The organism is Novosphingobium rhizovicinum, assembly GCF_040813635.1.
GTDB lineage: Bacteria > Pseudomonadota > Alphaproteobacteria > Sphingomonadales > Sphingomonadaceae > Novosphingobium > Novosphingobium rhizovicinum.
Map to the genome: position 1 here is coordinate 102,340 of NZ_JBFNXR010000019.1, position 20,206 is coordinate 122,545.

Here is a 20,206-nt window from a genome sequence, read left to right on the forward strand (position 1 = left end):
GTCTTCAATGACATCGCCAGCATTCACTTATCCGGCAGGCTCCGCGGCCTTCCCGCACCGTGGCCTCGTCGGCATAGCCGGCCTCGCTCCGCACGAGATCCTCTACTTGCTCGATGAAGCGGAGCAGTGGGTAGAGATGAACCGCCAAGCGCAGAAGCACCGCAACCTGCTCGCCGGGCTGACCATCATCAACGCCTTTTTCGAGAATTCGACTCGCACCCTGCTGAGTTTCGAAATTGCGGGGAAGCGGCTCGGCGCGGACGTCGTCAACATGGCGGTTGCAACCTCCAGCGTGAAGAAGGGTGAGACGCTGATCGACACTGCGATGACGCTGAACGCGATGCATGCCGATGCGATCGTGATTCGGCACAGCAGTTCCGGCGCAGTGCAGTTGATTGCCGACAAAGTCGATTGTCCGGTCCTCAATGCCGGGGACGGGCAGCACGAGCACCCGACGCAGGCTTTGCTCGACGCGCTGACGATCCGCCATGCCAAGCGCAATTTCAACGGTCTGGTCGTGGTTATCTGCGGTGATATCCTGCACAGCCGGGTCGCGCGCTCAAACATCCTGTGCCTCACTTCGCTGGGCGCTGAGGTCCGGGTCTGCGCGCCTCCGGCTCTGATGCCGGAAGCCATCGAAATGATGAATGTTGCGGTCTACCATGATTTCGACGCAGCGCTCAAAGGCGCCGATGTGGTGATGATGCTGCGCCTGCAGCTCGAGCGCATGCAGGGCCAATTCATCCCCTCGCCGCGAGAGTATCGCCACCTGTACGGACTGACACTGGAGCGGCTTGCAACGGCACAGGCCGATGCACTGGTCATGCACCCTGGTCCGATGAACCGGGGTATCGAGATCGACAGCAACGTCGCCGATCTTGTCGGTCGTTCGCAGATCACCACTCAGGTTGAAATGGGCGTCGCCCTGCGCATGGCGTGCCTGGATGTCCTGACGCGCCGAGCGCGCCGTGTGGAGGGTTGGGCATGAGCATTGCTACCCCGCTCTGCGTGCGGAACGGCCGCCTCGTTCTGCCGGACGGCGAGATCATCCCTGGTTCCGTGCGCTGCGAAGGCGACCGCATCGTTGCGGTTGGGCCCGAAGTCGGCCCACAGGAAGGGGACCGGGTCCATGACGCGGGTGGTCACCTCATCGCCCCCGGCCTTGTGGATTACGGCGTATTCGCGATCGACAAGCCAGCGTTTCACTTCGGCGGGATCACGCGTGCGGCGCTGATGCCCGACCAGAACCCGCCTCTCGATGTGTCAGCCCGCGTACGCTTCGCGGCACAGTCCGGTAAGCCCGACCTGTGGGTTCATCCTCTGGCCGCCGCTACGCGCGAACTCGAGGGGCAGTTGCTGGCCGAGATCGCCCTCATGCGCGAAGCGGGCGCAAGGGGCGTTGCAACGGGCCGGCGCTGGATAACCGATTCCGGCACCATGCTGCGACTGTGCCAGTACGCAGCGATGCTGGGCATGAAGGTGTGCACCCACGCGGAGGACGCGGGGCTGGTCGGCACCGCGGTTGCAACCGCAGGCGAGATGGCGACGCGGCTAGGCTTGCCGGCCGCTCCGGCCCAGGCTGAGGTGCTCGCCATATCGCGCGACCTCGCCATCGCCGAGATGGCTGGCGCCGCTATCCACTTCCGCACGGTGACGACTGCGGCCGGGCTTTCGCTTGTTCGCCAGGCGAAAGAGCTTGGACGCTCCGTTACCGCCGGAGTCACGCCTGCCTACTTCATGCTATCGGACCTTGCCGTTGCGGAGTTCCGCACGTTCGCTCACCTCTCGCCGCCACTCCGTTCAGAAGCGGATCGGAAGGCTGTGATCGCCGCAATCGCGGACGGCACGATAGACGTGATTTCTTCGGGGCACGATCCCCGCGGCCCGGAAGACAAGCGCCTGCCCTTTGCCGATTCGGCACCGGGCATGGCGGGTGCCGAGACCTTGCTTCCCCTTACGCTGACGCTGGTTCGAGACGGCGTCATCTCGATGAGTCGCGCCTTCGATCTGATCGCCGCCAACCCTGCGAAACTGTTGAACGTAGACGCGGGCCAGCTCAAGGCCGGTGCGGAAGCCGACATTGCGATCATTGATCCCGAACGGCCTTGGATCGTCGATTCGGAGAAGATGGCGGCGAGTGCCGGAAATACACCCTTCGATCGCCAGCCCGTGCAAGGCAGGGTGCTCGCGCTTTTCAAGGGTGGCGCGAAAGTCGGTTGATCCAAAAGGGTGCGCCTCCGCCGTGAGGCGGAGGCGCTGAGTGCTTCACATGGGGAGGTGAAGTTCGTTGATTGGATGATCCCTGGGGACTAACGGGTGGCCAAGCGCTCCTGAGCTGCTTTCAAGGGCGATGCGCCAGGAAGCTTGCGGCTGTCTACATACGCAAAGCAGCCCCTGCCCTGCCCCCGCACAGCCAGGCACTTCGCACGCGCTTCACCTGCTTCGAACCCGGCAGCGGCAACGCGCCAGAAGCGGCGGCCATTCACGACCGCCTCGGTGATGCGCAACGTGCGTTCTTTCAGGCTTGGATCCTTGCGGACGAACAGGTTCCAGGCACGGTGAGCACCCTCCTCGCTGGAGAACGAGCCAAGCTGGACTGCGTAATCGCCGGGAGTGCTCACGACGCTCGCCTTTTGGCTGTTGCGCTGAGTGGTTCCGGATGCAGACTTTTGAGCCACCGGCGTCGCTACCTGGCGCTTTGCGACCGATGCGATCGCGGCGCTTTGCACTACCGGCTGTGAAACGAAATGGGTGTCTGGCTCTACGACAGCAAGCGTGCTCGGCGCCGCGGCGACACGGTCATCAGCGGCAAGTTCCACTTCGGCAGGCACCTGAGAGGGGATGGCTCTCGAAGCGTTCGACATCGGAGGCAACTCGCGCGTTGCGGGGGTTTCTGCCGCTGCCAGAGCCGGAACCTGGCCTGCGCTGGAGAGTGCAAGCTGGACCGGCTGTCCCGGATCGCTGCGCAAGGGCGCACCGAGCAGTGCCGCAACCCGTGATTGCTGCGAGCCCACGCTGGCCTGAAGAGCCCACTCGCTGAGCCGAGCGTCCAGTTGATCGGCGGGTACATCTTGCGAGGCGATGATCCGAGCCTCGCGGAGCTGCCCGCCAAGCGCATAGGCATAGGCAAGGTTTTGCCGGGTCGTCGCGGTATTCTCACCACTGCGGACAACATCGCCCAGCAGGGTCACCGCGTTTCCAGGCTGACCGGCGAGTGCCAAGGCCAAGGCGAAATCACTCACCGGAATCGATTCGCGCCACTGCTCCAGAAGCGCGACGGCCTCGTTGTTTCGGCCACTGCCGATGTACGAGAGCGCCATACCGAGGGCGGTCGCGGGGGAAGTATCACCCAGCGACACCGCATCTTCGAAGGACGCGCTTGCTGAAACGAAGCGTCCTGCGGAAAGGTAGCTCTGCGCAAGTTTTACGCGCCTGTCGGCCTCTCGCGGCACTGCCAATGCCTCGCGTTCCGCAGCGGCAACCTGGGCCTCCAGCTTGCTGCTGGCCTGCGCTTCGTTCGCCTCCACCGCTTTGGAACGCGCTTTCGCGTAAGCAAAACCGGGCGCGGCCATGCAGCCGGTAGCAACTGCCACGGCAAGAGCCGTACGCATGGCGGCGCGTCCCCGCACGCTCCTGTTGAACTTAGCTTGCATCCCAAGGGGTCCTTCTGGTCAATCTGCTTCGATCATCGATGACCGATGATGGGGCGCCGAACGCATGTGCTGGCCGGGCGCCATGAGTGAATGGTGTGGGGCCGCCGGCCGGCATGGCACTCGACGCGAGAGAGAGCATGTGGCCAAGCTCAACCATGTCAGGAGCCAGCCACGCGGCGACCGAAGCCGCCCGCTGCGCGACCGGCACCTGCTGCTGCTGCGGGGCTAGCCGAAGGCGCAAAAATGGTCCGGCGGAAGTTTCTCTCCAGCCGGTCGGAAATGTAACTCCACAAAGCCGACACCTCGATGGAGGAGCGGCCTGTCGGGTCAGCTTCCATGACCGTGCGCCCGTCGATCATAGACGCAGCGAAGTCAGTCCTCTGGTGCAGCGTGACGGGAGCAACGGTGCCGTGCCGCGAAAGCGCGACCGCGGCTTCCGCCGTGATCCGGGCCCTGGGTGTCGCTGCATTAACAACAAAGATCAGCGGCTTACCTGCTCGCTCACACAAATCCACCGTAGCGCCCACTGCGCGCAGGTCATGGGGACTGGGCCGGGTAGGAATGACGATCAGTTCAGAAAGAGAGATCACGCTATGGATCGCCATGGTTATCGCAGGTGGCGTATCGATGACCGCCAGACGGAAGCCTCGCTCCCGCAGCACCTGTAAATCCGCGGCCAGACGCGAGACGATGGTCTGTGCAAATGCAGGCATCTCCGCCTGACGTTCGTTCCACCAGTCTGTCAGCGACGCCTGCGGGTCGATATCGAGCAGAACGACGGGACCAGCACCCGCGCGCTGAGCCTGCACGGCAAGATGGCCGGAGAGCGTAGTCTTGCCCGATCCGCCTTTCTGCGATGCCAGTGCCAGTACCCGCAAGTGAACGCCCCTGTCGTCTACGACGCATTTGAGTTTCCTCGTCGTGGCAATCGCAGAACGTTCCTAACTTACAGTTAAGCCTGCTCGTAACGTTCGCTCCAGGCCGGGTACTTTCCCGCATAAAGACTTTGCTAAACGGTTGTTCACTATGTCACCTGTTGCCAGTGGCCGCAGAGGCGGTCTGCGCGGGCGCGAACGGCGTTTCTAAGTGCACGAAAGGATCGGGGCAGTGTTCTATTCAGTTCGAGGCATGATGGCGTCCATCATGGCCGCCGCAGTACTGGCAGGCACTCCCGGAGCGGCTGTCGCGGACGTTAAACAGGGAGTCGATGCCTGGGCCGCCGGAGACTTCGAAGCGGCCGTTCGCGAATGGCAAGGCCCCGCCGCAGCAGGCGATCCGGACGCACAGTTCAACCTGGCACAGGCGCACAAACTGGGGCGCGGCGTCCCACGCGACCTGGCGAAAGCAGAGGCCTTGTACGCCGCCGCCGCTGCGCGCGGCCATCTTCAAGCAAGCGACTCGTATGGCCTCCTGCTTTTTCAGCGCGGTGAACGGGAAAAGGCCATGCCTTACATTCGCTCCGCGGCAGGGAGGGGGGACGCTCGTGCGCAGTACATCCACGGCCTCGCGTTGTTCAACGGCGACGGAGTGGAGAAGGACTGGGTACGCGCCTATGCCTACGTGAGTCTTGCTCAGCAGGCCGGACTGCCTCAGGCCACAACTGCCCTGTCGCAGATGGATCAGCACATCCCGATGGCAGAGCGGCAAAAGGCCGTCTCCCTTGCCGGCCAGATCGCGGCAGAGACAGAGGCCAACCGGGCACGCCAGCTTGCCGCCTTCGACTTGGGCAGCCCCTCTGCCGGTGTTGCCGCGAATCCTCCGCCCACGCAGGCTCGCACGCCTTCGGTTGCTGCCGTGGAGCGCGCCGCAACAGATGCGGAGCGCGCTGCCGGCGCAGCGAACCGCACCAGCCCAAGAATTGCCGCTATTGCTCCGACCGACGAAGCTGCTGTGCCCCCATCTCATCGAACGAACCCCGCCGAGACGAGTGCGCAAACACCTGCTCAGAGGTCTAGGACAGAGCAGCACCAGCCGGCGAAACCTGCCGTTGAGCGAGCCGGACCTTGGCGCGTTCAGCTTGGCGCATTTGGCGTCCGAAGCAATGCCGACGCACTTTGGGAGCGTGCCAAAGGGCGGCCAGAACTGGCTGGGCATCCGAAGAAACTCGTCACCTCGGGAAAGCTGACGAAGCTGCAGGCCGTCGGCTTCGCCAGCGAATCGGCTGCCACTGCCGCTTGCGGGAAGTTGAAGCGCGCCGGATTCGCCTGCCTCGCCACTCGGGACTGAGCCTGCTACAGCGAGGCAGCCCATGCGCGTCGCCTCGCTCGATCTCATCCGCGGCGTCGCGGTTCTCGGTATTCTGGCCATCAACGTCGCCGGTTTCGCCGGTCCGTCGATTGGTGCGCTGACCCCCAATCTTCCCACGCCGACTGATGCCGCCGGCGAAGCCGCCTTCGCATTCGGATTTGTCGTCTTTCAAGGCAAGATGCGGGCGCTGTTCGCTATCCTCTTCGGAGCGAGCATGGCCTTGTACCTTGATCGGGCGGAATCCTGCGGACGTGACGGGGAGCGCCAACAGGCCATCCGCTTGGCTTGGCTGATGCTCTTCGGCGTGCTGCATTATGTACTCTTGTGGTGGGGCGACATCCTCTTCGCCTATGCTGTCTGCGGGCTGGTCCTGCTGCTGTTTCACCGACTGCCTTCCCGCCTTCTCGCGGCGAGCGCGCTGACCCTGTTCCTTGTCCTGCATCTGCAGGGGCTTCTGCTCTCACTCCCCCTGGCAGCCGTGGAAGAAGCCGTGAGGCTCGGGCAGTCGGGCCCACAGGAAGCTGCGGTTTACGCCCGTTATCGTGATCGGATCGACGTTGCGGCTGCACGAGAGTGGCAACAGTACACCGGCGGTTTTCTGCACATCCTTGCGACCAAGCTTCGAGACCATCCTTTCTGGCTTCTGCAGGGTGTCCGCGACGGGTTCGGAGAGTACCTCCCCCTGATGATCTTGGGGCTGCTCCTTCAGCGCACTGGCTTCTTTTCGGGCGCATGGCCGTCGCGGCGATTACTTGCGGCCGGTCTCGCGCCGCTATTCGTTGGCCTCACCGCAAGCCTGATGGCGCTTGCATGGCTTTGGCCACGGCATTTCCCGGTCGCAGCGATGGATGCGGCGCTGCGCTATGGCCTTGCGTTGCCCAACGCTTTGACGGCATTCGGCTATGCCGCGCTCCTCGTGCTACTCACACCCCACCTCACCAGCACTTCCTTCGGGCGGCGTCTCGCCTGCGCAGGAAGGATGGCGTTTTCGAACTATCTCGGCTCGAGTCTCCTGATGACTGGCATCTTCTACGGCTGGGGCCTCGGCTTGTTCGGTCGCATCGGGCCACTGGAGCAGTGGGCATTCGTCCTGCTTGGGTGGGCTATGATCCTGATCTGGAGCGCGCGCTGGCTGACCTTCTGGAAGCAAGGACCGCTGGAATGGCTATGGCGGTCCCTTACCCAGGGAGCGCTGCTCGCTAATCGTCGTTGAAACTTGCTATTGCGATCCATTCGCAGGCTATTATATTGCGATTCGAGAGGAAATCGCATGTACGTCTGCATCTGCAACGCCATCAGAGAATGCGAACTGCGCCAAGCGGCGCGGGCCTCGTCCGGTGATGCCGAGGCGCTCTACATTCAGATCGGTCGCCCTCCCCAATGCGGGCAGTGCATCGACGAAGCTGAGGAGATCATCGCGGAAGAGCGTGTCTCTGACCGGCTGCCAGTGCCCCGTCCTTCAAAGGATTCGTACCGGCCACTTCACACCTGACGGAACAATTCTGCGCGTTGCGGCCTTCCCCCTCGTAGGCCATAGGGCACCTTTGGCTGCAAAGGAGGCTACGCCATGCAGGGCGACCGGCAGGTCATCGACTTTCTCAACAAGGCGCTGCTCAACGAGCTAACGGCGATCAACCAGTACTGGCTGCACTATCGCATGCTGGACCACTGGGGCGTCCATAAGCTTGCCGAGTATGAACGACACGAATCGATCGATGAGATGAAGCACGCCGACATCCTGTCGGAGCGCATTCTCTTCTTGGACGGCCTGCCGAATTTCCAGGCGCTGGGCAAACTGCGCATTGGCGAAGGGGTGAAGGAAGTTCTCGAGTGCGACCTCGCGCTTGAGCACGACGCTATCCCGCTGCTCAAGGAAGCGATCGCACACTGCGAAGCGGTGCGCGACTACATCAGCCGCGAGATCTTTGAGCGCATCCTCGAAAATGAGGAAGAACACGTCGACTTCCTGGAGAAGCAGTTCGACCTCATCAAGCTGATGGGCATCGAGAACTACGTGCAGCTCAACAGCAAGCCCGCCGGCGAAAACAGCTGAGCGAAGACTGAGCTGGGGACGGCCGAAGCCGCCCCCAGCCGGCACTCACTTCGAACGATAGCGATCGAACCAGTCGAGGATCGCGGAAGCCTTTGCCGCTGACTGCGATGGGCGGGCGGTCAGTCCACCATGGCTTGCACCAGGCACCTTCACCATCGCCGTAGGCACACCGCGGATCTGCAGCGCTGCGTAATACTGCTCTGCCTCACTAACGGGTGTGCGGTAGTCCTCGCTGCCGACAACGACCAAGGTCGGCGTCTTGACGTTGCCCACCAGGCTCAAGGGTGAACGGCTCCAGTAGGACATCGGGTCTTCCCAGGGCTTCTTGTCGAACCAGTAGCGCGACGTGAATGTCGTCGCGTCCATGGTCAACGCTTCGCTAATCCAGTTGATCACGGGCTTCTGCGTTGCCGCCGCCTTGAAGCGGTCAGTCTTGCCGACGATCCAGGCGGTAAGCACGCCTCCGCCCGATCCGCCGGTGACAAACAAATTATCCGGATCGGCCACGCCCTCGGCGATGGCAGCATCGACCGAGGCGATAAGATCGTCATAGTCCGTTCCCGGATAGGCACGGTCGATCAGATTGGCGAACTCCTCCCCATAAGACGTGCTGCCGCGGGGGTTTGTGTACAGCACCGCATAACCGCGAGCTGCGTAGAGTTGCACGTCGGTGGCGAACGAGGGGCCATAGGCTGTATTGGGGCCCCCGTGTATCTCCAGGATCAGCGGCACGCGCTGGCCAGCTTGCCAGCCGGGAGGCACGGCGAGCCAGGCATCCACGGGACGGCCGTCAGGTGCTGTCACCGCAAGCTTGCGAACCGATGCCAGTGTCTTTGCCTGGAGCCAGTTCCCATTGAGATCGGTCAGTCTGCGGCCGTCCACCCACACGTCAGCAGGCGCTGTGGTGGTCCCTGCCGTATAGGCGACCTTCCCACTCTTGGAGACGCTGAAGTCGCCTCCTGTGTAAGGGCGGTCGTAGTGCGTACCTGCGGTCAATCCATCGGCCACCATTCGCACCGACCCGTCGAGCCCGATGCGTGCCACCCGCTTCTTCCCGTGATCGTCGTAGGTGACGTAAAGTTGCGAGTTGCCGCCCCACACGACGGTTTCGATCGACTGATCAAGCCCGGCGGTCAGCGAGCGCGCACCGCTGCCGTCCGCATTCATTACGTAAAGCTCAGTGTTCTCGTAGCTCCGATTCACGTCGTCGAACCCGAGATAGGCAATACGCTTGCCATCGGGCGAGAACACCCCGCCCTGGTCGGGCCCCTCGCGCGTGGTCAGCGCCGTTATCGCTCCGCTGGCCAAATCGACGCTGTAGACTTCCGTGTTGTTCAGTTCCCGCTCCCAGTCGGGCCGCCGGTTCGCGGAGAACACAATGCGCTTCCCGTCCGGGCTCCACGACAAGGGACCACCATCATCCCAGTTGCCGAACGTGACCTGCCGCGGCGCCCCACCGTCTGCCGAGGCCACGAACACATGGTCGAAGCCGGGCTGTGCATACCCGCCACCATCTGATCGATAGTTTACCCGATCGATCACCTGCAGACCTTCGGCCCACTTGGCTCCCTCCGGCTTCTCCGGAGCCTTGCCAAGCTTCATACCCTCGCCCGCGACGCGCATCGTATAGGCAATGGACTTGCCGTCGGGCGACCAGGAGATGCTTCCGGGGCTCTCCGGCATACGCGTGACCTCAACGCTCCGGCCGGTGTCGAGCCACAGCACGTGGATCTGCGGGGCACCTTCTCCATCGGAGGAGACATAGGCGATACGCTTGCCGTCTGGCGACCAGCGCGGGGAGCGGTGCGCGCCGTTTCCGGTAACCAGCGGGGTCTGACGCCCGGACGCGATATCGATCAGCCAGATCGATGGGACTTCCTTGTCCGTCATGATGTCGCCCGACATCCGCACGTAAGCGACCCGTGTGCCATCAGGGCTGATCTGCGGGTCGGTCGCTCCCGCCAGCCTGAACAGATCCTCGCCTGTGAACGTGCGGGTGGGTCCCTCTGCTGCCGAAGCAATACTGGCAGGACATACAAGGCTCACAGCGGCGCTGGCGGCCAAGAGAAGCGGAAGGGCTCGGCGCAAGATATCGTCTCCGGAGGTTGAGCTAAGCTGCATCATTGCAACGACAAACCGGTGAAATCCAGCGGCGCGATTGCGGGTCCCCGCGAACAAACTGCTGGAACCTGCTTCAAACCTGCTACTTATCCGACCATGGTCGAAACCGAACCCCACGACTCCAGATTTGATGATCGCGGCTTCCTGGCTGTCGTGGCGATCGTCACGCTGCTCTTCTGCTGGCTCATTGCCCCTTACTTCGGTGCGATCCTGTGGGGTCTGGTGGCAGCGATCCTGTTCGAGCCCGCGACGCAACGTCTGGCCACGCACCTGAATGGCCACACGAACTTCGCAGCGGCCTTGGTGCTTCTGCTGATCGTTGGATTGATCCTTGTTCCTGCACTCCTTCTCGGGACCAGTCTCGTGCAGGAGGCGACGGCTCTCTATGAGCGGATCCGCCTCGGAGAGATTGACGTCGTCGGCATGCTGAACGGCGTCCGGGATGCGCTCCCCAGTCGCGTGCGCCAATACATTGACGCTCAGGACCTGAGCGACTTTGACTCCCTCCGGCGGATGTTCGGCACCGGGATTGCGGACGGTCTGCAGAGCATTGCTTCACGCGCGCTGGTCGTGGGGCAAGGCGCGCTCAGCTTTCTCGCCGCACTGGGCGTCATGCTGTACCTGACCTTCTTCCTGTTGCGTGATGGTCGCCGCTATGGAGCGATCATCCGCTCGGCCCTGCCGCTCCGGCCCGATCTGCGTGACAGGCTTATCGACCACTTCGTGATTGTAGTGCGGGCCACGATGAAAGGCACGGTCGTCGTTGCCGTGGTGCAAGGGGTCCTCGGCGGCTTCATCTTCTGGGCACTCGGCATTGAAGGCGTGCTTCTATGGGGCACGCTGATGGGATTCTTTTCGCTGCTGCCGGCGATAGGGACGGGCATCGTCTGGGTGCCCGTGGCAATCTACCTGCTTGCGACAGGCGCGTGGGTCAAAGGCGCCGTCATGATCTTCTGCGGCTTCTTCATCATCGGCCTCGTCGACAATCTCCTGCGCCCAATCCTGGTCGGTCGTGACACACGCATGCCGGACTTTGTGGTGCTGATCGCCACGCTCGCCGGACTGCAGTTGTTCGGCCTGAGCGGTTTCATCGTCGGGCCGGTGATTGCCGCGCTGTTTATTGCCGTCTGGAGCATGGCGATCGAGCGCAAGGACCCGGAGCTGGATCTCCTGCCAGCGGCCGGAAAGCAGGAAAGCCCTGCTCTCCCGAGCCCTTCCAGCCGCCCCTAGTCAGTCACGCTTGAAGGGATTCTTCGGACTGCGCAGATTCAGCCTGATCGGCACCGCATCGAAACCGAGTTCACGGCGGATGCCATTGATGAGGTACCGCTTGTAGCTCTCTGGCAGCATGTCCAAGCGAGTTCCGAAGAGGACAAAGCCCGGCGGCCGGGTCTTGGCCTGCGTGATGTAACGCAGCTTGATCCTTCTGCCACCGGGGGCCGGTGGCGGGTTGGCCGTCAGAGCATCATCGAACCAGCGATTGAGAGCCGCTGTCGGGACGCGGCGACTCCATGCCTCGCGCAGATCGAACGCGGCGCGGATCATGTCATCCAGACCCTTGCCAGTGCGGGCCGAGACCGCGAGCAGAGGCACCCCGCGCACTTGCGCAAGCCCATCATCCAGTGCCGCACGGATACCCTGGAACAGCGAGGAGGCATCCTCGGCAACGTCCCATTTGTTAATGGCGATCATCAGGGCACGGCCCTCTTCCAGCACCATCGACGCGATCTTGAGATCCTGATGCTCCAGCCCCCGTGTGGCATCGAGCAGGAGCACAACGACTTCGGCGAAATCTATGGCGTGCCGCGCATCCGCGACCGAGAGCTTCTCCAGCTTCTCCACCACTTGCGCCCTCTTGCGCATGCCAGCCGTATCGATCAGGCGAACCGGGCGGACCTCTCCGTTGCGAGCGGTCCACTCCCAGTCAATGGCGATGGAGTCTCGCGTGATCCCCGCTTCGGGTCCCGTCAGAAGACGATCCTGACCCAGCAGCCGGTTGATGAGCGTTGACTTGCCGGCATTGGGCCGGCCGACGATGGCCAGCTTCAGCGGCCCCTGAAGCAACGCTTCCTCGTCGAACTCCTGATCCTCGTCCTCCTCTTCCTGAAGAGGCTCAAGGTGCGGCAGAAGCGCTTCGAACAGGTCGCCCATTCCCTCGCCGTGCTCGGCTGACACGGCAACGGGATCCCCCAGGCCGAGCGAGTAGGATTCCAGCAGGCCGCCCTCACCGGCCCGACCTTCGGCCTTGTTCGCGACCAGGATCACGGGCACCGGTGAGCCCCGCAGCCAGCGCGAGATTTCCTCGTCCAGCGGCGTCAGGCCCGCGCGCGCATCCATGACGAAAAGAGCCACATCGGCTGTTTGCAAGGCCGCTTCGGTCTGCTGACGCATGCGGCCGGGCAACGTTTCGGCGTCCTCGTCCTCCCACCCGGCCGTGTCCACGATCGTGAACTTGAGGCCGAGCAGTTCAGCGTCTCCGAACCGCCGGTCGCGGGTGACGCCTGGCTGGTCGTCAACCAGGGCGAGCTTCTTGCCGACGAGGCGGTTGAAAAGCGTGGACTTGCCCACATTGGGGCGGCCGATAATGATGACTTGCGGGGACATGATAATCGGGGACGTGGCGGTTTGCGCCGGTAATGGCAAGTCCCGTTACCGCCCGACGCAATCAGCCGTTACGAAATGAGTCGTCGCTCAGCCTTTGCTGGCGACGGGCGCGCCTTCTCCCAGATCCTCGTACCAGGCTTCCACGGGACCATTGAGCTTGATCGTCAGCGGCTGACCGGCGCGATCCTTGGTCTTGCCGGCCTGCACCCGGATCCACCCTTCGGAGATCGAGTATTCCTCAACATTGTTGCGGACCGTGCCTTTGAAGCGAATGCCAATGCCTCGTTGCAGCTTGTCCGCGTCGAAGTAGGGGCTACGGGGGCTGATCGCCAGGCGGTCCGGCGGCACGTCCGGGCCAGTGCCGGTTTCGGGGGTGGTATCGTCGCTCATGGGCCGCGGTTTAGAGTCGATTGGCGGCTTGTCAACGCGCGCGGCTTGCCCTAAGGGCGCGCCTTCCGCACTGGAGCGGGCGCGTAGCTCAGCGGTAGAGCACACCCTTCACACGGGTGGGGTCACAGGTTCAATCCCTGTCGCGCCCACCAGGGAAGCCTGATTGGCTCCCTGGATTGTGCCGATTCCGTCGATGCGGCCGTTTTCTCTGAATGAATGAAGTTGTGGGATTGCGAGAGCGCGCTCGGTGTTCTCAGCCGCGTGGAGCATTGCCTGAATGGCTGCAACACTCTGCGGCCGAGAACACCGCCCCCCTTCTGTCCCCTGCCCCCGATTGCGACCCGATTAGGCTGTGCGCTTCTTTACGCGTATGACGGAGCTAGAACGACTGCCGTGGATCGTCACCTTCGGTTCGGACCGGAGCGGAGCGCCACCTAAGGTGCCGTACGGAGGTGAGGCATACCTCGAAGCAAGTCAGGCTCGTCTTGCGCGGGGCTTGGCGAGGCGGCATAGCCCGGCCCATGCATGACATTCGGCTTATCCGCGACGACCCTGCCGCATTCGACGCTGCCCTAGCACGACGGGGCGCTGAACCGGCCTCCTCGCACATACTGGCTCTCGACCAACAACGCCGTGATGTCGCCACCCGCCTGCAGGAAGCGCAGAACCGGCGGAATGAAGCATCGAAGGCGATCGGGCAGGCAATGGCCAAGGGGGACCGCGAGAGCGCCGAGGCGCTCAAGGCCGAAGTCGCGCTGATCAAGGAAAACCTTCCTTCGCTCGAAAGCGAAGAGCGCGACCTGGACGAGGCACTTCGGTGCGAGCTCGCGCGCTTACCGAATCTGCCGCTTCCCCAGGTGCCCGAGGGCGCGGACGAGTCGGACAATGTCGAAGTCGCGCGCTGGGGGACACCTCGCGAGTTTGCGTTCACTCCGCGCGAGCATGCCGATCTGGGGCCGGCGCTTGGAATGGACTTCGAAACCGGCGCGCAGATTTCGGGCGCGCGCTTCACGTTCCTCAAGGGCCAAATGGCGCGCCTGCATCGCGCCCTGGCCCAGTTCATGCTGGACCGCCAATCAGGCGAAAACGGCTACATGGAATGCGCGCCCCCGCTGCTGGTGCGTGACGAGGCGGTATTCGGCACCGGCCAGTTACCCAAGTTCGCCGAGGATCTGTTCCGCACGACGGACGGTCGTTGGCTGATCCCGACAGCCGAAGTTTCGCTGACCAATGCAGCACGAGAGCAGATCCTGGGCGACGATACCCTGCCGCTGCGGATGACGGCGCTGACCCCCTGCTTTCGCTCAGAAGCTGGTGCGGCGGGGCGGGATACCCGTGGGTTGATTCGGCAACACCAGTTCGAGAAAGTAGAGCTCGTTACGATCTGCAAGCCGGAAGAGAGCCCCGCCGAGCACGAGCGGATGGTAGCCGCTGCCGAGTCGATCCTGCAGGCACTCGAACTGCCCTATCGCAAGGTCTTGCTCTGCACCGGTGACATGGGAGCCACGGCTCGCAAGACCTTCGACCTGGAGGTCTGGCTCCCCGGCCAAGGTGCGTACCGTGAAATCAGCTCTATCTCGGATTGCGGCGACTATCAGGCACGTCGGATGAACACCCGCTACAAGCCGGAGGGGTCCAAGCGAACCGAGTTTCTTCACACCCTCAACGGGTCGGGCCTGGCGGTCGGACGCACACTCGTCGCGGTACTGGAAAACTACCAGGAGGAAGACGGTTCGGTTCGGGTTCCAGAGGCCCTGCGCCCTTGGACGAGTGGCCTTGAGAGACTCATACCCGCAGGCCGGGACTGAGCCATGCGGATACTGCTCACCAATGATGACGGCATCAACGCGCCCGGCTTGTACGTCCTGGAGAAAATCGCGGGACAGCTGTCGGACGACATCTGGATCTGCGCCCCAGCGGAAGAGCAGTCCGGAGCCGGTCACTCGCTGACCCTCACGCGGCCCGTCCGCCTGCGTGAGCATGCGCCGCGACGGTTCTCCGTAACAGGCACACCCACGGACGCGGTGACGATGGGGCTGCGAAAGGTGCTTCCGGGACCGCCCGACCTCATTCTCTCCGGCGTAAACCGCGGGGCTAACCTGGGCGACGATGTGACCTACTCGGGTACCGTGTCTGCGGCCCTCGAAGGCGCACTCGCGGGGATCCGCTCGATCGCGCTCAGCCAGGTCTATACGCGCGAGGGTATGGGCAACGCCGTCTCGTTCGCCGCTGCGGAAGAGTGGGGCCCGAAGGTCATAGCCCCCCTCTTGGAAGCACCGTTTGCCAGCCGCACTCTCGTCAATATAAACTTCCCGGCGGTATCGGCAGAAGAGGTGCAAGGCATCCGCGTGGTTAGGCAGGGTTTTCACGACTACGCGCGCGGCTCGCTCGTCGAAGGCATCGACCCTCGCGGCTTCCCCTATTACTGGTTCGGCCTCCATGGCATCGAGCACACGCCCGGCCACAACACGGACCTGGAAGCGATTGCGGAAGGTTACATCTCCGTGACACCACTGCACCTGGACCTCACCCACGATGCGTCTCTTGCAGCTTTGGCAAGCCGCTACACCGGATGAGGCTCGCTGCGCTTCTGCTCGCAGCGGCGCTGCTGCCTCTCTCCGCCCACGCCTCTCCGCGGACTGAGACCGAACATCTCGTCGCAGAAGGCGAGACACTGAACGGCATCGCCAACAGAGCCGGTGTGTCCAGCAAGGCCATTGCAACGGCCAATGGGCTCAAGCCACCGTACACCGTTCGGAGCGGGCAGAAGCTCAGGATCCCGCGTCGGGGCGCGGGCCAAAGCGCCTCTACCGTAAACAGGAACCTGCCGCCCGACCGCGAAAGCGTGCATGTCGTTACCGAAGGCGAGACATTGGGCGGCATTGCGCATCGGGCGAAAGTCCCGCGCGTGCTGATCGCCGAGGCCAATCAACTGAAGCCCCCCTTCGCAGTGCGGACAGGGCAGAAGTTGCTTATCCCTCGCACGCGCCGCTACGCCGTTCGGGAAGGCGACACGGGGTCGGGCGTCGCTGCGGAATATGGCGTCCCTTGGCTTCAGATCGCGATCGCCAACGGGATCGATCCTGCCGCACCGCTTCTGCCCGGCAAAGAACTGTTGATCCCGACGGTCCTCGATCCTGCGGCAGCTCCTGCGGCCACCCGCGATGCCCGCACGGAAAGCCCGCCTGCTGACCTGTTGTCGAAAGCGCCGTGAGCCGGAAGCGCCCGCCCCGGTCATTGAAGCCACTGCGACGCGCCATTCCCGTGCCGGTCTGGGCCGATCTTGGCCTGCGGCTCGGCGGCGCGCTAGCCCTCGTCTTTATCGTCGTCATCATTCATTGGTTCGACCGCGACGGGCTGCAGGACTCGCTGGATGGTGAGGTAAGCTTCCTCGACGTCGTTTATTTCACGATGATCTCCATCACCACCACTGGCTTTGGCGACATAGCGCCGGTGACTGATCGGTCGCGGCTGGTGGAAGCAGTGATCGTCACCCCGATCCGCTTCGCCGTGATCTTCATCTTCGTCGGGACGGCGTACAACTTCATCATCCGACGCAGCTGGGAGACTTGGCGCATGAAACGGATCCAGGAGCGGTTAGCCGACCACATCGTGGTCCTGGGCTATGGAATCAGTGGCTCGGAAGCCGTGAGCGAGCTTCTGGCGCGTGGCACCGATCCCGCCTGCATCGTCGTCGTGGACCCGAGCACCGCCCGCTTACAAAAGGCGGAGGCTGTGGGCTGCAACGTGCTCGAAGGAGACGCAACACGCGACGAGACGCTTTCAGCGGTGCAGATCGACAGGGCGCGCTCGGTCCTCGTTTCAGCCGGGCGCGACGATACTTCGATCTTGATTGTGCTAACGGCGCGGCACCTTGCCCCAAGCGTCCCGATCACCGCTGTCGTGCGTGCCGACGACAACGAGATACTGGCCCGACAGGCTGGCGCGGACAACGTCATCAACCCGGTTCGCTTCACGGGGCTGCTGCTGGCGGGATCGGCACGCGGCAAGCACATTTCGGACTATCTTGCCGACCTCGCTTCCGTGAGCGGGCGCGTCCAACTGGTCGAGCGGACGGTCACCCCAAGCGAAGTCGGCAAACCTCTAACCGCTCTTGAGAGTGGCGGTCGCGGCCTTCGCGTCTATCGCCAAGGTCGCCCGATCGGCTTTTGGGAAGACGCAGCGCGCTCCCTTGAACCCGGCGACCTGGTGGTTGAGATTGCCCCAACCTGCCCTAACGAAGGCGACGGTTAGCCCAGCGCCCAGAACACCACGCCCATCGCAAGATAGGCCGCAAGCCAGAAGCCGCAGTCAAGGAGACGCTTCGTCGGCTCAGTGCCGGTGCGAGCATGCGTGAGCCATACGGCGGGCAGTACGAAGAACAACGCCGTTCCGCCGGTCTGCATGAAATAGAGCCATGGCTTGAAGGCCAGCGTCTCAGCGCCGATGCGAGCGAAGTTGTGCCCGAGCATGATGGCCGACAGCAGGAAAACCAAAGCTGGTAGCCACAATTTGCCTCCAGCAGTCTGGGCCCCGCCTAAAAGCGGCCGGCCGCTTCGGAACAGCGGACCGTTCCAGACCAATCCCACTGCGACTGCCAGCGCGGCAGCCAGGATCACCGCGAGCCAATTGACCGGACCCATCGCATTCCTCCCCTATATGTTCTGCAATGGTAGCGAGAATCATCGAAGAGGTGTAGGGGCCCGCGTTCCATGACCATCGAACTTCCCTCGCCGCGCAAAGTCGGCATGGTCAGCCTCGGCTGCCCCAAAGCGCTCGTCGACTCGGAGCGGATCCTGACACGGCTGCGCGCCGACGGCTACTCCATGAGCGCCGACTATAACGGCGCGGACGTCGTCCTCGTCAACACCTGCGGCTTTCTCGACTCCGCCAAGGAAGAGAGCCTCGCGGCCATTGGGGAGGCTATTGCGGAGAACGGCCGCGTTATCGTCACCGGGTGCATGGGGAATGAGGCCGAGGTCATTCGAGCCAAATTCCCTGAAGTGCTCGCCGTCACAGGCGCACACCAGTACGAAGCCGTGGTCGAGGCAGTCCACCAGGCCGCTCCGCCAGAACTCGGCCCCTACCTCGATCTGATTCCGCAGGCAGCCGGGGATGATCGCGGCATCAAACTGACGCCGCGGCATTATAGCTATCTGAAGATTTCCGAAGGGTGCAATCACGCTTGCGCCTTCTGCATCATCCCGCAGCTGCGCGGAAAGCTTGCCAGCCGGAGAATCGATGCGGTCCTGCGCGAGGCGGAGAAGCTCGTAGCTTCAGGCACTCGCGAGCTGCTGGTGATCAGCCAGGACACTTCGGCTTACGGCGTCGATATCGCGCACGAATCGCGCGACTTTCATGGGCACCCGGTGCGCGCGCACATGACCGACCTGGCCCGCGAACTCGGTGGTCTGCGCGGGTCGGATGGCACCCGGCCCTGGGTCCGTTTGCACTATGTCTACCCCTACCCGCACGTTGATGCGGTGATCCCGCTCATGGCGGAGGGGCTGCTCACGCCTTACCTCGACATACCGTTCCAACACGCCGCGCCAAACGTCTTGCGGGCCATGAAGCGCCCCGCGAACGAAGCAAAGGTGCTGGAGCGGCTGCGCAAATGGCGGGCGATCTGTCCCGACATCGCCATACGCTCCAGCTTCGTGGTCGGCTTCCCTGGCGAGACGGAAGCGGATTTCCAGTACCTGTTGGACTGGCTCGACGAGGCACAGTTGGACCGCGTGGGCGCCTTCCGCTTCGAACCTGTCGAGGGCGCCACGGCCAATACGATGCCCGGCGCTGTTGCTGAGGAAGTCAAAGAAGAACGCTACGCCCGAATCATGGAGAAGACCGCTGCGATCAGCGCCGCAAAGCTCGCGGCCAAAGTCGGGCGGGTCCTGCCGGTTATCATCGATGAAGTGGGCGAGCCGGACGAAGATGGAGACATAGGCGCTACCGGGCGCTCGCAAGCCGATGCCCCGGAGATCGACGGCGCTGTTCACCTGCGCCAGGTGAGCGCTGACCTGACCGTGGGCAGCATTGTCGATGTGCTTGTTGAGGATGCGGACGCCCACGATCTTTTCGGCGCAGTGGCCGGCCAACCGTAGCTGTGACGGCACCGTCGCGCCGATCTTAATTGCAAAGTTTGCAAGAACAGTGTTCTCTTTCGCACTTGCAGCATGACGTAAACGTAAGCATAAGGGACGGGCCTTTCAGGCATCCTCTCCCAAACTTTCATAGGGCTGGTCCTCGGACCAGCCCTTTCTTTTTGGCCGACCACGGGTGCCCGGTGGTGCAGCACTCGCCTTCCGGTGGCGAGTTGCGCACAATTGTCCTAGGCCATGCGACATGGCCGATTCAAACCGCATCTATACCGCCGCACTTGTCGTCATCGGTGACGAGATCCTTTCGGGCCGGACGCATGATAAGAATATCGCTCAGGTCGCGGCCTGGCTGGGTGTTCAAGGTATCCGTCTCGCGGAAGTGCGCGTGGTCCCCGATGTCAAAGAGGCGATCGTGGAAGCGGTGAACGCGCTGCGTGTCCGCAACGACTATCTGTTCACGACAGGGGGCATCGGGCCAACGCACGACGATATCACGGTCGATGCAGTGGCCGCCGCACTCGGTGTGCCCGTGATCGTGCACCCCGAGGCGCGAACGATACTGGAAGAGTACTACCAGACGCGCGGCGGCCTGAATGAGGCCCGCCTGCGAATGGCCCGCGTACCCGAAGGCGCAGACCTCATCCCGAACCGTTACACAGGCGCTCCTGGTATCCGGTACGACAATCTCTTTCTGATGGCCGGCGTTCCTCAGATCACGGCCGGTATGCTGGATGCGCTCACCGGCACGCTCGTCGGCGGCGCACCAGTCCTCACCGAGACAATTGGCTGCTGGGTGGCCGAAAGCGAAGTGGCCGACCTGCTGCGCCAGACGGAAAAGGCGCACGCGGGTGTCCAGATCGGCAGCTACCCCTTCTGGCGTGAGGGCCGCAACGGTGCGAACTTCGTGATCCGCTCCACAGATGCGGAGCAGCTGGCCGCATGCTCTCGCGCCCTGAGCCAGGGCCTTGCGGCGCTGGATCGCCCTGCAGTCGCGGGAGGTATCTAGAGCGTGCTGCTTTGAGCGGAGACGCTCTAGATCT

Annotated in this window: 19 protein-coding genes and 1 tRNA gene; 14 read left to right on the forward strand and 6 right to left on the reverse strand. The window is 63.3% G+C overall.

Features of this window, described 5'->3' with window-relative positions; translation table 11 throughout:
- The first annotated feature begins 7 nt into the window (after window positions 1-7).
- Together ABUH87_RS03320 and ABUH87_RS03325 are read left to right on the forward strand one after the other, a co-directional pair.
- Complete coding sequence (locus tag ABUH87_RS03320) at window positions 8-988, forward strand: aspartate carbamoyltransferase catalytic subunit (RefSeq protein WP_367769461.1); 981 nt, start codon at window positions 8-10, stop codon at window positions 986-988.
- A complete protein-coding gene (locus ABUH87_RS03325) occupies window positions 985-2,220 on the forward strand; it encodes a dihydroorotase (RefSeq protein WP_367769463.1) in 1,236 nt (411 codons plus the stop codon). The genes ABUH87_RS03320 and ABUH87_RS03325 overlap by 4 nt, the downstream gene beginning before the upstream one ends.
- Window positions 2,221-2,309: 89 nt before the next feature.
- On the opposite strand, the gene ABUH87_RS03330 is transcribed toward ABUH87_RS03325, so the two are convergent.
- Both ABUH87_RS03330 and ABUH87_RS03335 read right to left on the reverse strand, forming a co-directional pair.
- A complete protein-coding gene (locus ABUH87_RS03330; RefSeq protein WP_367769466.1) occupies window positions 2,310-3,653 on the reverse strand; it encodes a tetratricopeptide repeat protein in 1,344 nt (447 codons plus the stop codon).
- Between the two features lie 158 nt (window positions 3,654-3,811).
- On the reverse strand, window positions 3,812-4,531 hold the full coding sequence (locus ABUH87_RS03335) for an AAA family ATPase (protein WP_367769469.1): 720 nt from the start codon (window positions 4,529-4,531) through the stop codon (window positions 3,812-3,814).
- A gap of 229 nt (window positions 4,532-4,760) precedes the next feature.
- Between ABUH87_RS03335 and ABUH87_RS03340 the strand changes: the two genes are divergently transcribed.
- The 4 genes from ABUH87_RS03340 to bfr all read left to right on the forward strand — a co-directional run bounded on the left by ABUH87_RS03340 (window position 4,761) and on the right by bfr (window position 7,953).
- Window positions 4,761-5,879: an SPOR domain-containing protein gene (locus ABUH87_RS03340; RefSeq protein ID WP_367769475.1), complete on the forward strand. Its 1,119-nt coding sequence runs from the start codon at window positions 4,761-4,763 to the stop codon at window positions 5,877-5,879.
- Window positions 5,880-5,901: 22 nt separating this feature from the next.
- On the forward strand, window positions 5,902-7,113 hold the full coding sequence (locus ABUH87_RS03345; protein WP_367769478.1) for a DUF418 domain-containing protein: 1,212 nt from the start codon (window positions 5,902-5,904) through the stop codon (window positions 7,111-7,113).
- A gap of 57 nt (window positions 7,114-7,170) precedes the next feature.
- Complete coding sequence (locus ABUH87_RS03350) at window positions 7,171-7,392, forward strand: (2Fe-2S)-binding protein (protein ID WP_367769482.1); 222 nt, start codon at window positions 7,171-7,173, stop codon at window positions 7,390-7,392.
- A gap of 75 nt (window positions 7,393-7,467) precedes the next feature.
- A complete protein-coding gene (gene bfr / locus ABUH87_RS03355; protein WP_367769485.1) occupies window positions 7,468-7,953 on the forward strand; it encodes a bacterioferritin in 486 nt (161 codons plus the stop codon).
- A 45-nt stretch (window positions 7,954-7,998) separates the two neighbouring features.
- Here the strand turns inward: bfr and ABUH87_RS03360 are convergent, their stop codons facing one another.
- Window positions 7,999-10,074 (reverse strand): prolyl oligopeptidase family serine peptidase, encoded by a 2,076-nt coding sequence (locus ABUH87_RS03360; protein ID WP_419956663.1) that lies wholly within the window; start codon window positions 10,072-10,074, stop codon window positions 7,999-8,001.
- A gap of 96 nt (window positions 10,075-10,170) precedes the next feature.
- Here ABUH87_RS03360 and ABUH87_RS03365 point away from each other — a divergent pair, with 96 nt between their 5' ends.
- Window positions 10,171-11,304 (forward strand): AI-2E family transporter, encoded by a 1,134-nt coding sequence (locus ABUH87_RS03365; RefSeq protein ID WP_367769487.1) that lies wholly within the window; start codon window positions 10,171-10,173, stop codon window positions 11,302-11,304.
- On the opposite strand, the gene der is transcribed toward ABUH87_RS03365, so the two are convergent.
- Both der and ABUH87_RS03375 read right to left on the reverse strand, forming a co-directional pair.
- Window positions 11,305-12,678: a ribosome biogenesis GTPase Der gene (gene der, locus ABUH87_RS03370; protein ID WP_367769490.1), complete on the reverse strand. Its 1,374-nt coding sequence runs from the start codon at window positions 12,676-12,678 to the stop codon at window positions 11,305-11,307.
- A gap of 87 nt (window positions 12,679-12,765) precedes the next feature.
- Window positions 12,766-13,068, reverse strand: coding sequence for a DUF3297 family protein (locus tag ABUH87_RS03375; protein ID WP_367769494.1), 303 nt, complete (start codon window positions 13,066-13,068; stop codon window positions 12,766-12,768).
- Window positions 13,069-13,145: 77 nt separating this feature from the next.
- Here ABUH87_RS03375 and ABUH87_RS03380 point away from each other — a divergent pair.
- The 5 genes from ABUH87_RS03380 to ABUH87_RS03400 all read left to right on the forward strand — a co-directional run bounded on the left by ABUH87_RS03380 (window position 13,146) and on the right by ABUH87_RS03400 (window position 17,322).
- Window positions 13,146-13,220, forward strand: a tRNA-Val gene (locus tag ABUH87_RS03380).
- 369 nt (window positions 13,221-13,589) lie between these two features.
- On the forward strand, window positions 13,590-14,876 hold the full coding sequence (gene serS, locus ABUH87_RS03385) for a serine--tRNA ligase (protein WP_367769497.1): 1,287 nt from the start codon (window positions 13,590-13,592) through the stop codon (window positions 14,874-14,876).
- A 3-nt stretch (window positions 14,877-14,879) separates the two neighbouring features.
- Window positions 14,880-15,644 carry a 5'/3'-nucleotidase SurE gene (gene surE / locus ABUH87_RS03390; RefSeq protein ID WP_367769500.1) on the forward strand — a complete coding sequence of 255 codons (765 nt, stop codon included), beginning with the start codon at window positions 14,880-14,882 and terminating at the stop codon, window positions 15,642-15,644.
- Complete coding sequence (locus ABUH87_RS03395) at window positions 15,641-16,282, forward strand: LysM peptidoglycan-binding domain-containing protein (protein WP_367769503.1); 642 nt, start codon at window positions 15,641-15,643, stop codon at window positions 16,280-16,282. The genes surE and ABUH87_RS03395 overlap by 4 nt, the downstream gene beginning before the upstream one ends.
- The gene (locus ABUH87_RS03400) at window positions 16,279-17,322 is read left to right on the forward strand and encodes a potassium channel family protein (RefSeq protein WP_367769506.1); all 1,044 of its coding nucleotides are present in this window, start codon (window positions 16,279-16,281) and stop codon (window positions 17,320-17,322) included. Before ABUH87_RS03395 ends, ABUH87_RS03400 begins: the two co-directional genes overlap by 4 nt.
- Here ABUH87_RS03400 and ABUH87_RS03405 read toward each other — a convergent pair.
- Window positions 17,319-17,711, reverse strand: coding sequence for a DUF1761 domain-containing protein (locus tag ABUH87_RS03405; RefSeq protein ID WP_367769509.1), 393 nt, complete (start codon window positions 17,709-17,711; stop codon window positions 17,319-17,321). The genes ABUH87_RS03400 and ABUH87_RS03405 overlap by 4 nt on opposite strands.
- A 69-nt stretch (window positions 17,712-17,780) precedes the next feature.
- Here ABUH87_RS03405 and rimO point away from each other — a divergent pair, with 69 nt between their 5' ends.
- Window positions 17,781-19,169, forward strand: coding sequence for a 30S ribosomal protein S12 methylthiotransferase RimO (gene rimO, locus ABUH87_RS03410; RefSeq protein ID WP_367769512.1), 1,389 nt, complete (start codon window positions 17,781-17,783; stop codon window positions 19,167-19,169).
- Between the two features lie 241 nt (window positions 19,170-19,410).
- Window positions 19,411-20,172 (forward strand): competence/damage-inducible protein A, encoded by a 762-nt coding sequence (locus ABUH87_RS03415; RefSeq protein WP_367769516.1) that lies wholly within the window; start codon window positions 19,411-19,413, stop codon window positions 20,170-20,172.
- Window positions 20,173-20,206 lie beyond the last annotated feature (34 nt).

Bases quoted from the DNA above. Each gene is read 5' to 3' on its own strand.
- ABUH87_RS03320 (WP_367769461.1), top strand. From the start codon at position 8: ATGACATCGCCAGCATTCACTTATCCGGCAGGCTCCGCGGCCTTCCCG.
- ABUH87_RS03325 (WP_367769463.1), top strand. From the start codon at position 985: ATGAGCATTGCTACCCCGCTCTGCGTGCGGAACGGCCGCCTCGTTCTG.
- ABUH87_RS03330 (WP_367769466.1), bottom strand. From the start codon at position 3,653: ATGCAAGCTAAGTTCAACAGGAGCGTGCGGGGACGCGCCGCCATGCGT.
- ABUH87_RS03345 (WP_367769478.1), top strand. From the start codon at position 5,902: ATGCGCGTCGCCTCGCTCGATCTCATCCGCGGCGTCGCGGTTCTCGGT.
- ABUH87_RS03350 (WP_367769482.1), top strand. From the start codon at position 7,171: ATGTACGTCTGCATCTGCAACGCCATCAGAGAATGCGAACTGCGCCAA.
- bfr (WP_367769485.1), top strand. From the start codon at position 7,468: ATGCAGGGCGACCGGCAGGTCATCGACTTTCTCAACAAGGCGCTGCTC.
- ABUH87_RS03360 (WP_419956663.1), bottom strand. From the start codon at position 10,074: ATGCAGCTTAGCTCAACCTCCGGAGACGATATCTTGCGCCGAGCCCTT.
- ABUH87_RS03365 (WP_367769487.1), top strand. From the start codon at position 10,171: ATGGTCGAAACCGAACCCCACGACTCCAGATTTGATGATCGCGGCTTC.
- der (WP_367769490.1), bottom strand. From the start codon at position 12,678: ATGTCCCCGCAAGTCATCATTATCGGCCGCCCCAATGTGGGCAAGTCC.
- ABUH87_RS03375 (WP_367769494.1), bottom strand. From the start codon at position 13,068: ATGAGCGACGATACCACCCCCGAAACCGGCACTGGCCCGGACGTGCCG.
- serS (WP_367769497.1), top strand. From the start codon at position 13,590: ATGCATGACATTCGGCTTATCCGCGACGACCCTGCCGCATTCGACGCT.
- surE (WP_367769500.1), top strand. From the start codon at position 14,880: ATGCGGATACTGCTCACCAATGATGACGGCATCAACGCGCCCGGCTTG.
- ABUH87_RS03395 (WP_367769503.1), top strand. From the start codon at position 15,641: ATGAGGCTCGCTGCGCTTCTGCTCGCAGCGGCGCTGCTGCCTCTCTCC.
- ABUH87_RS03405 (WP_367769509.1), bottom strand. From the start codon at position 17,711: ATGGGTCCGGTCAATTGGCTCGCGGTGATCCTGGCTGCCGCGCTGGCA.
- rimO (WP_367769512.1), top strand. From the start codon at position 17,781: ATGACCATCGAACTTCCCTCGCCGCGCAAAGTCGGCATGGTCAGCCTC.
- ABUH87_RS03415 (WP_367769516.1), top strand. From the start codon at position 19,411: ATGGCCGATTCAAACCGCATCTATACCGCCGCACTTGTCGTCATCGGT.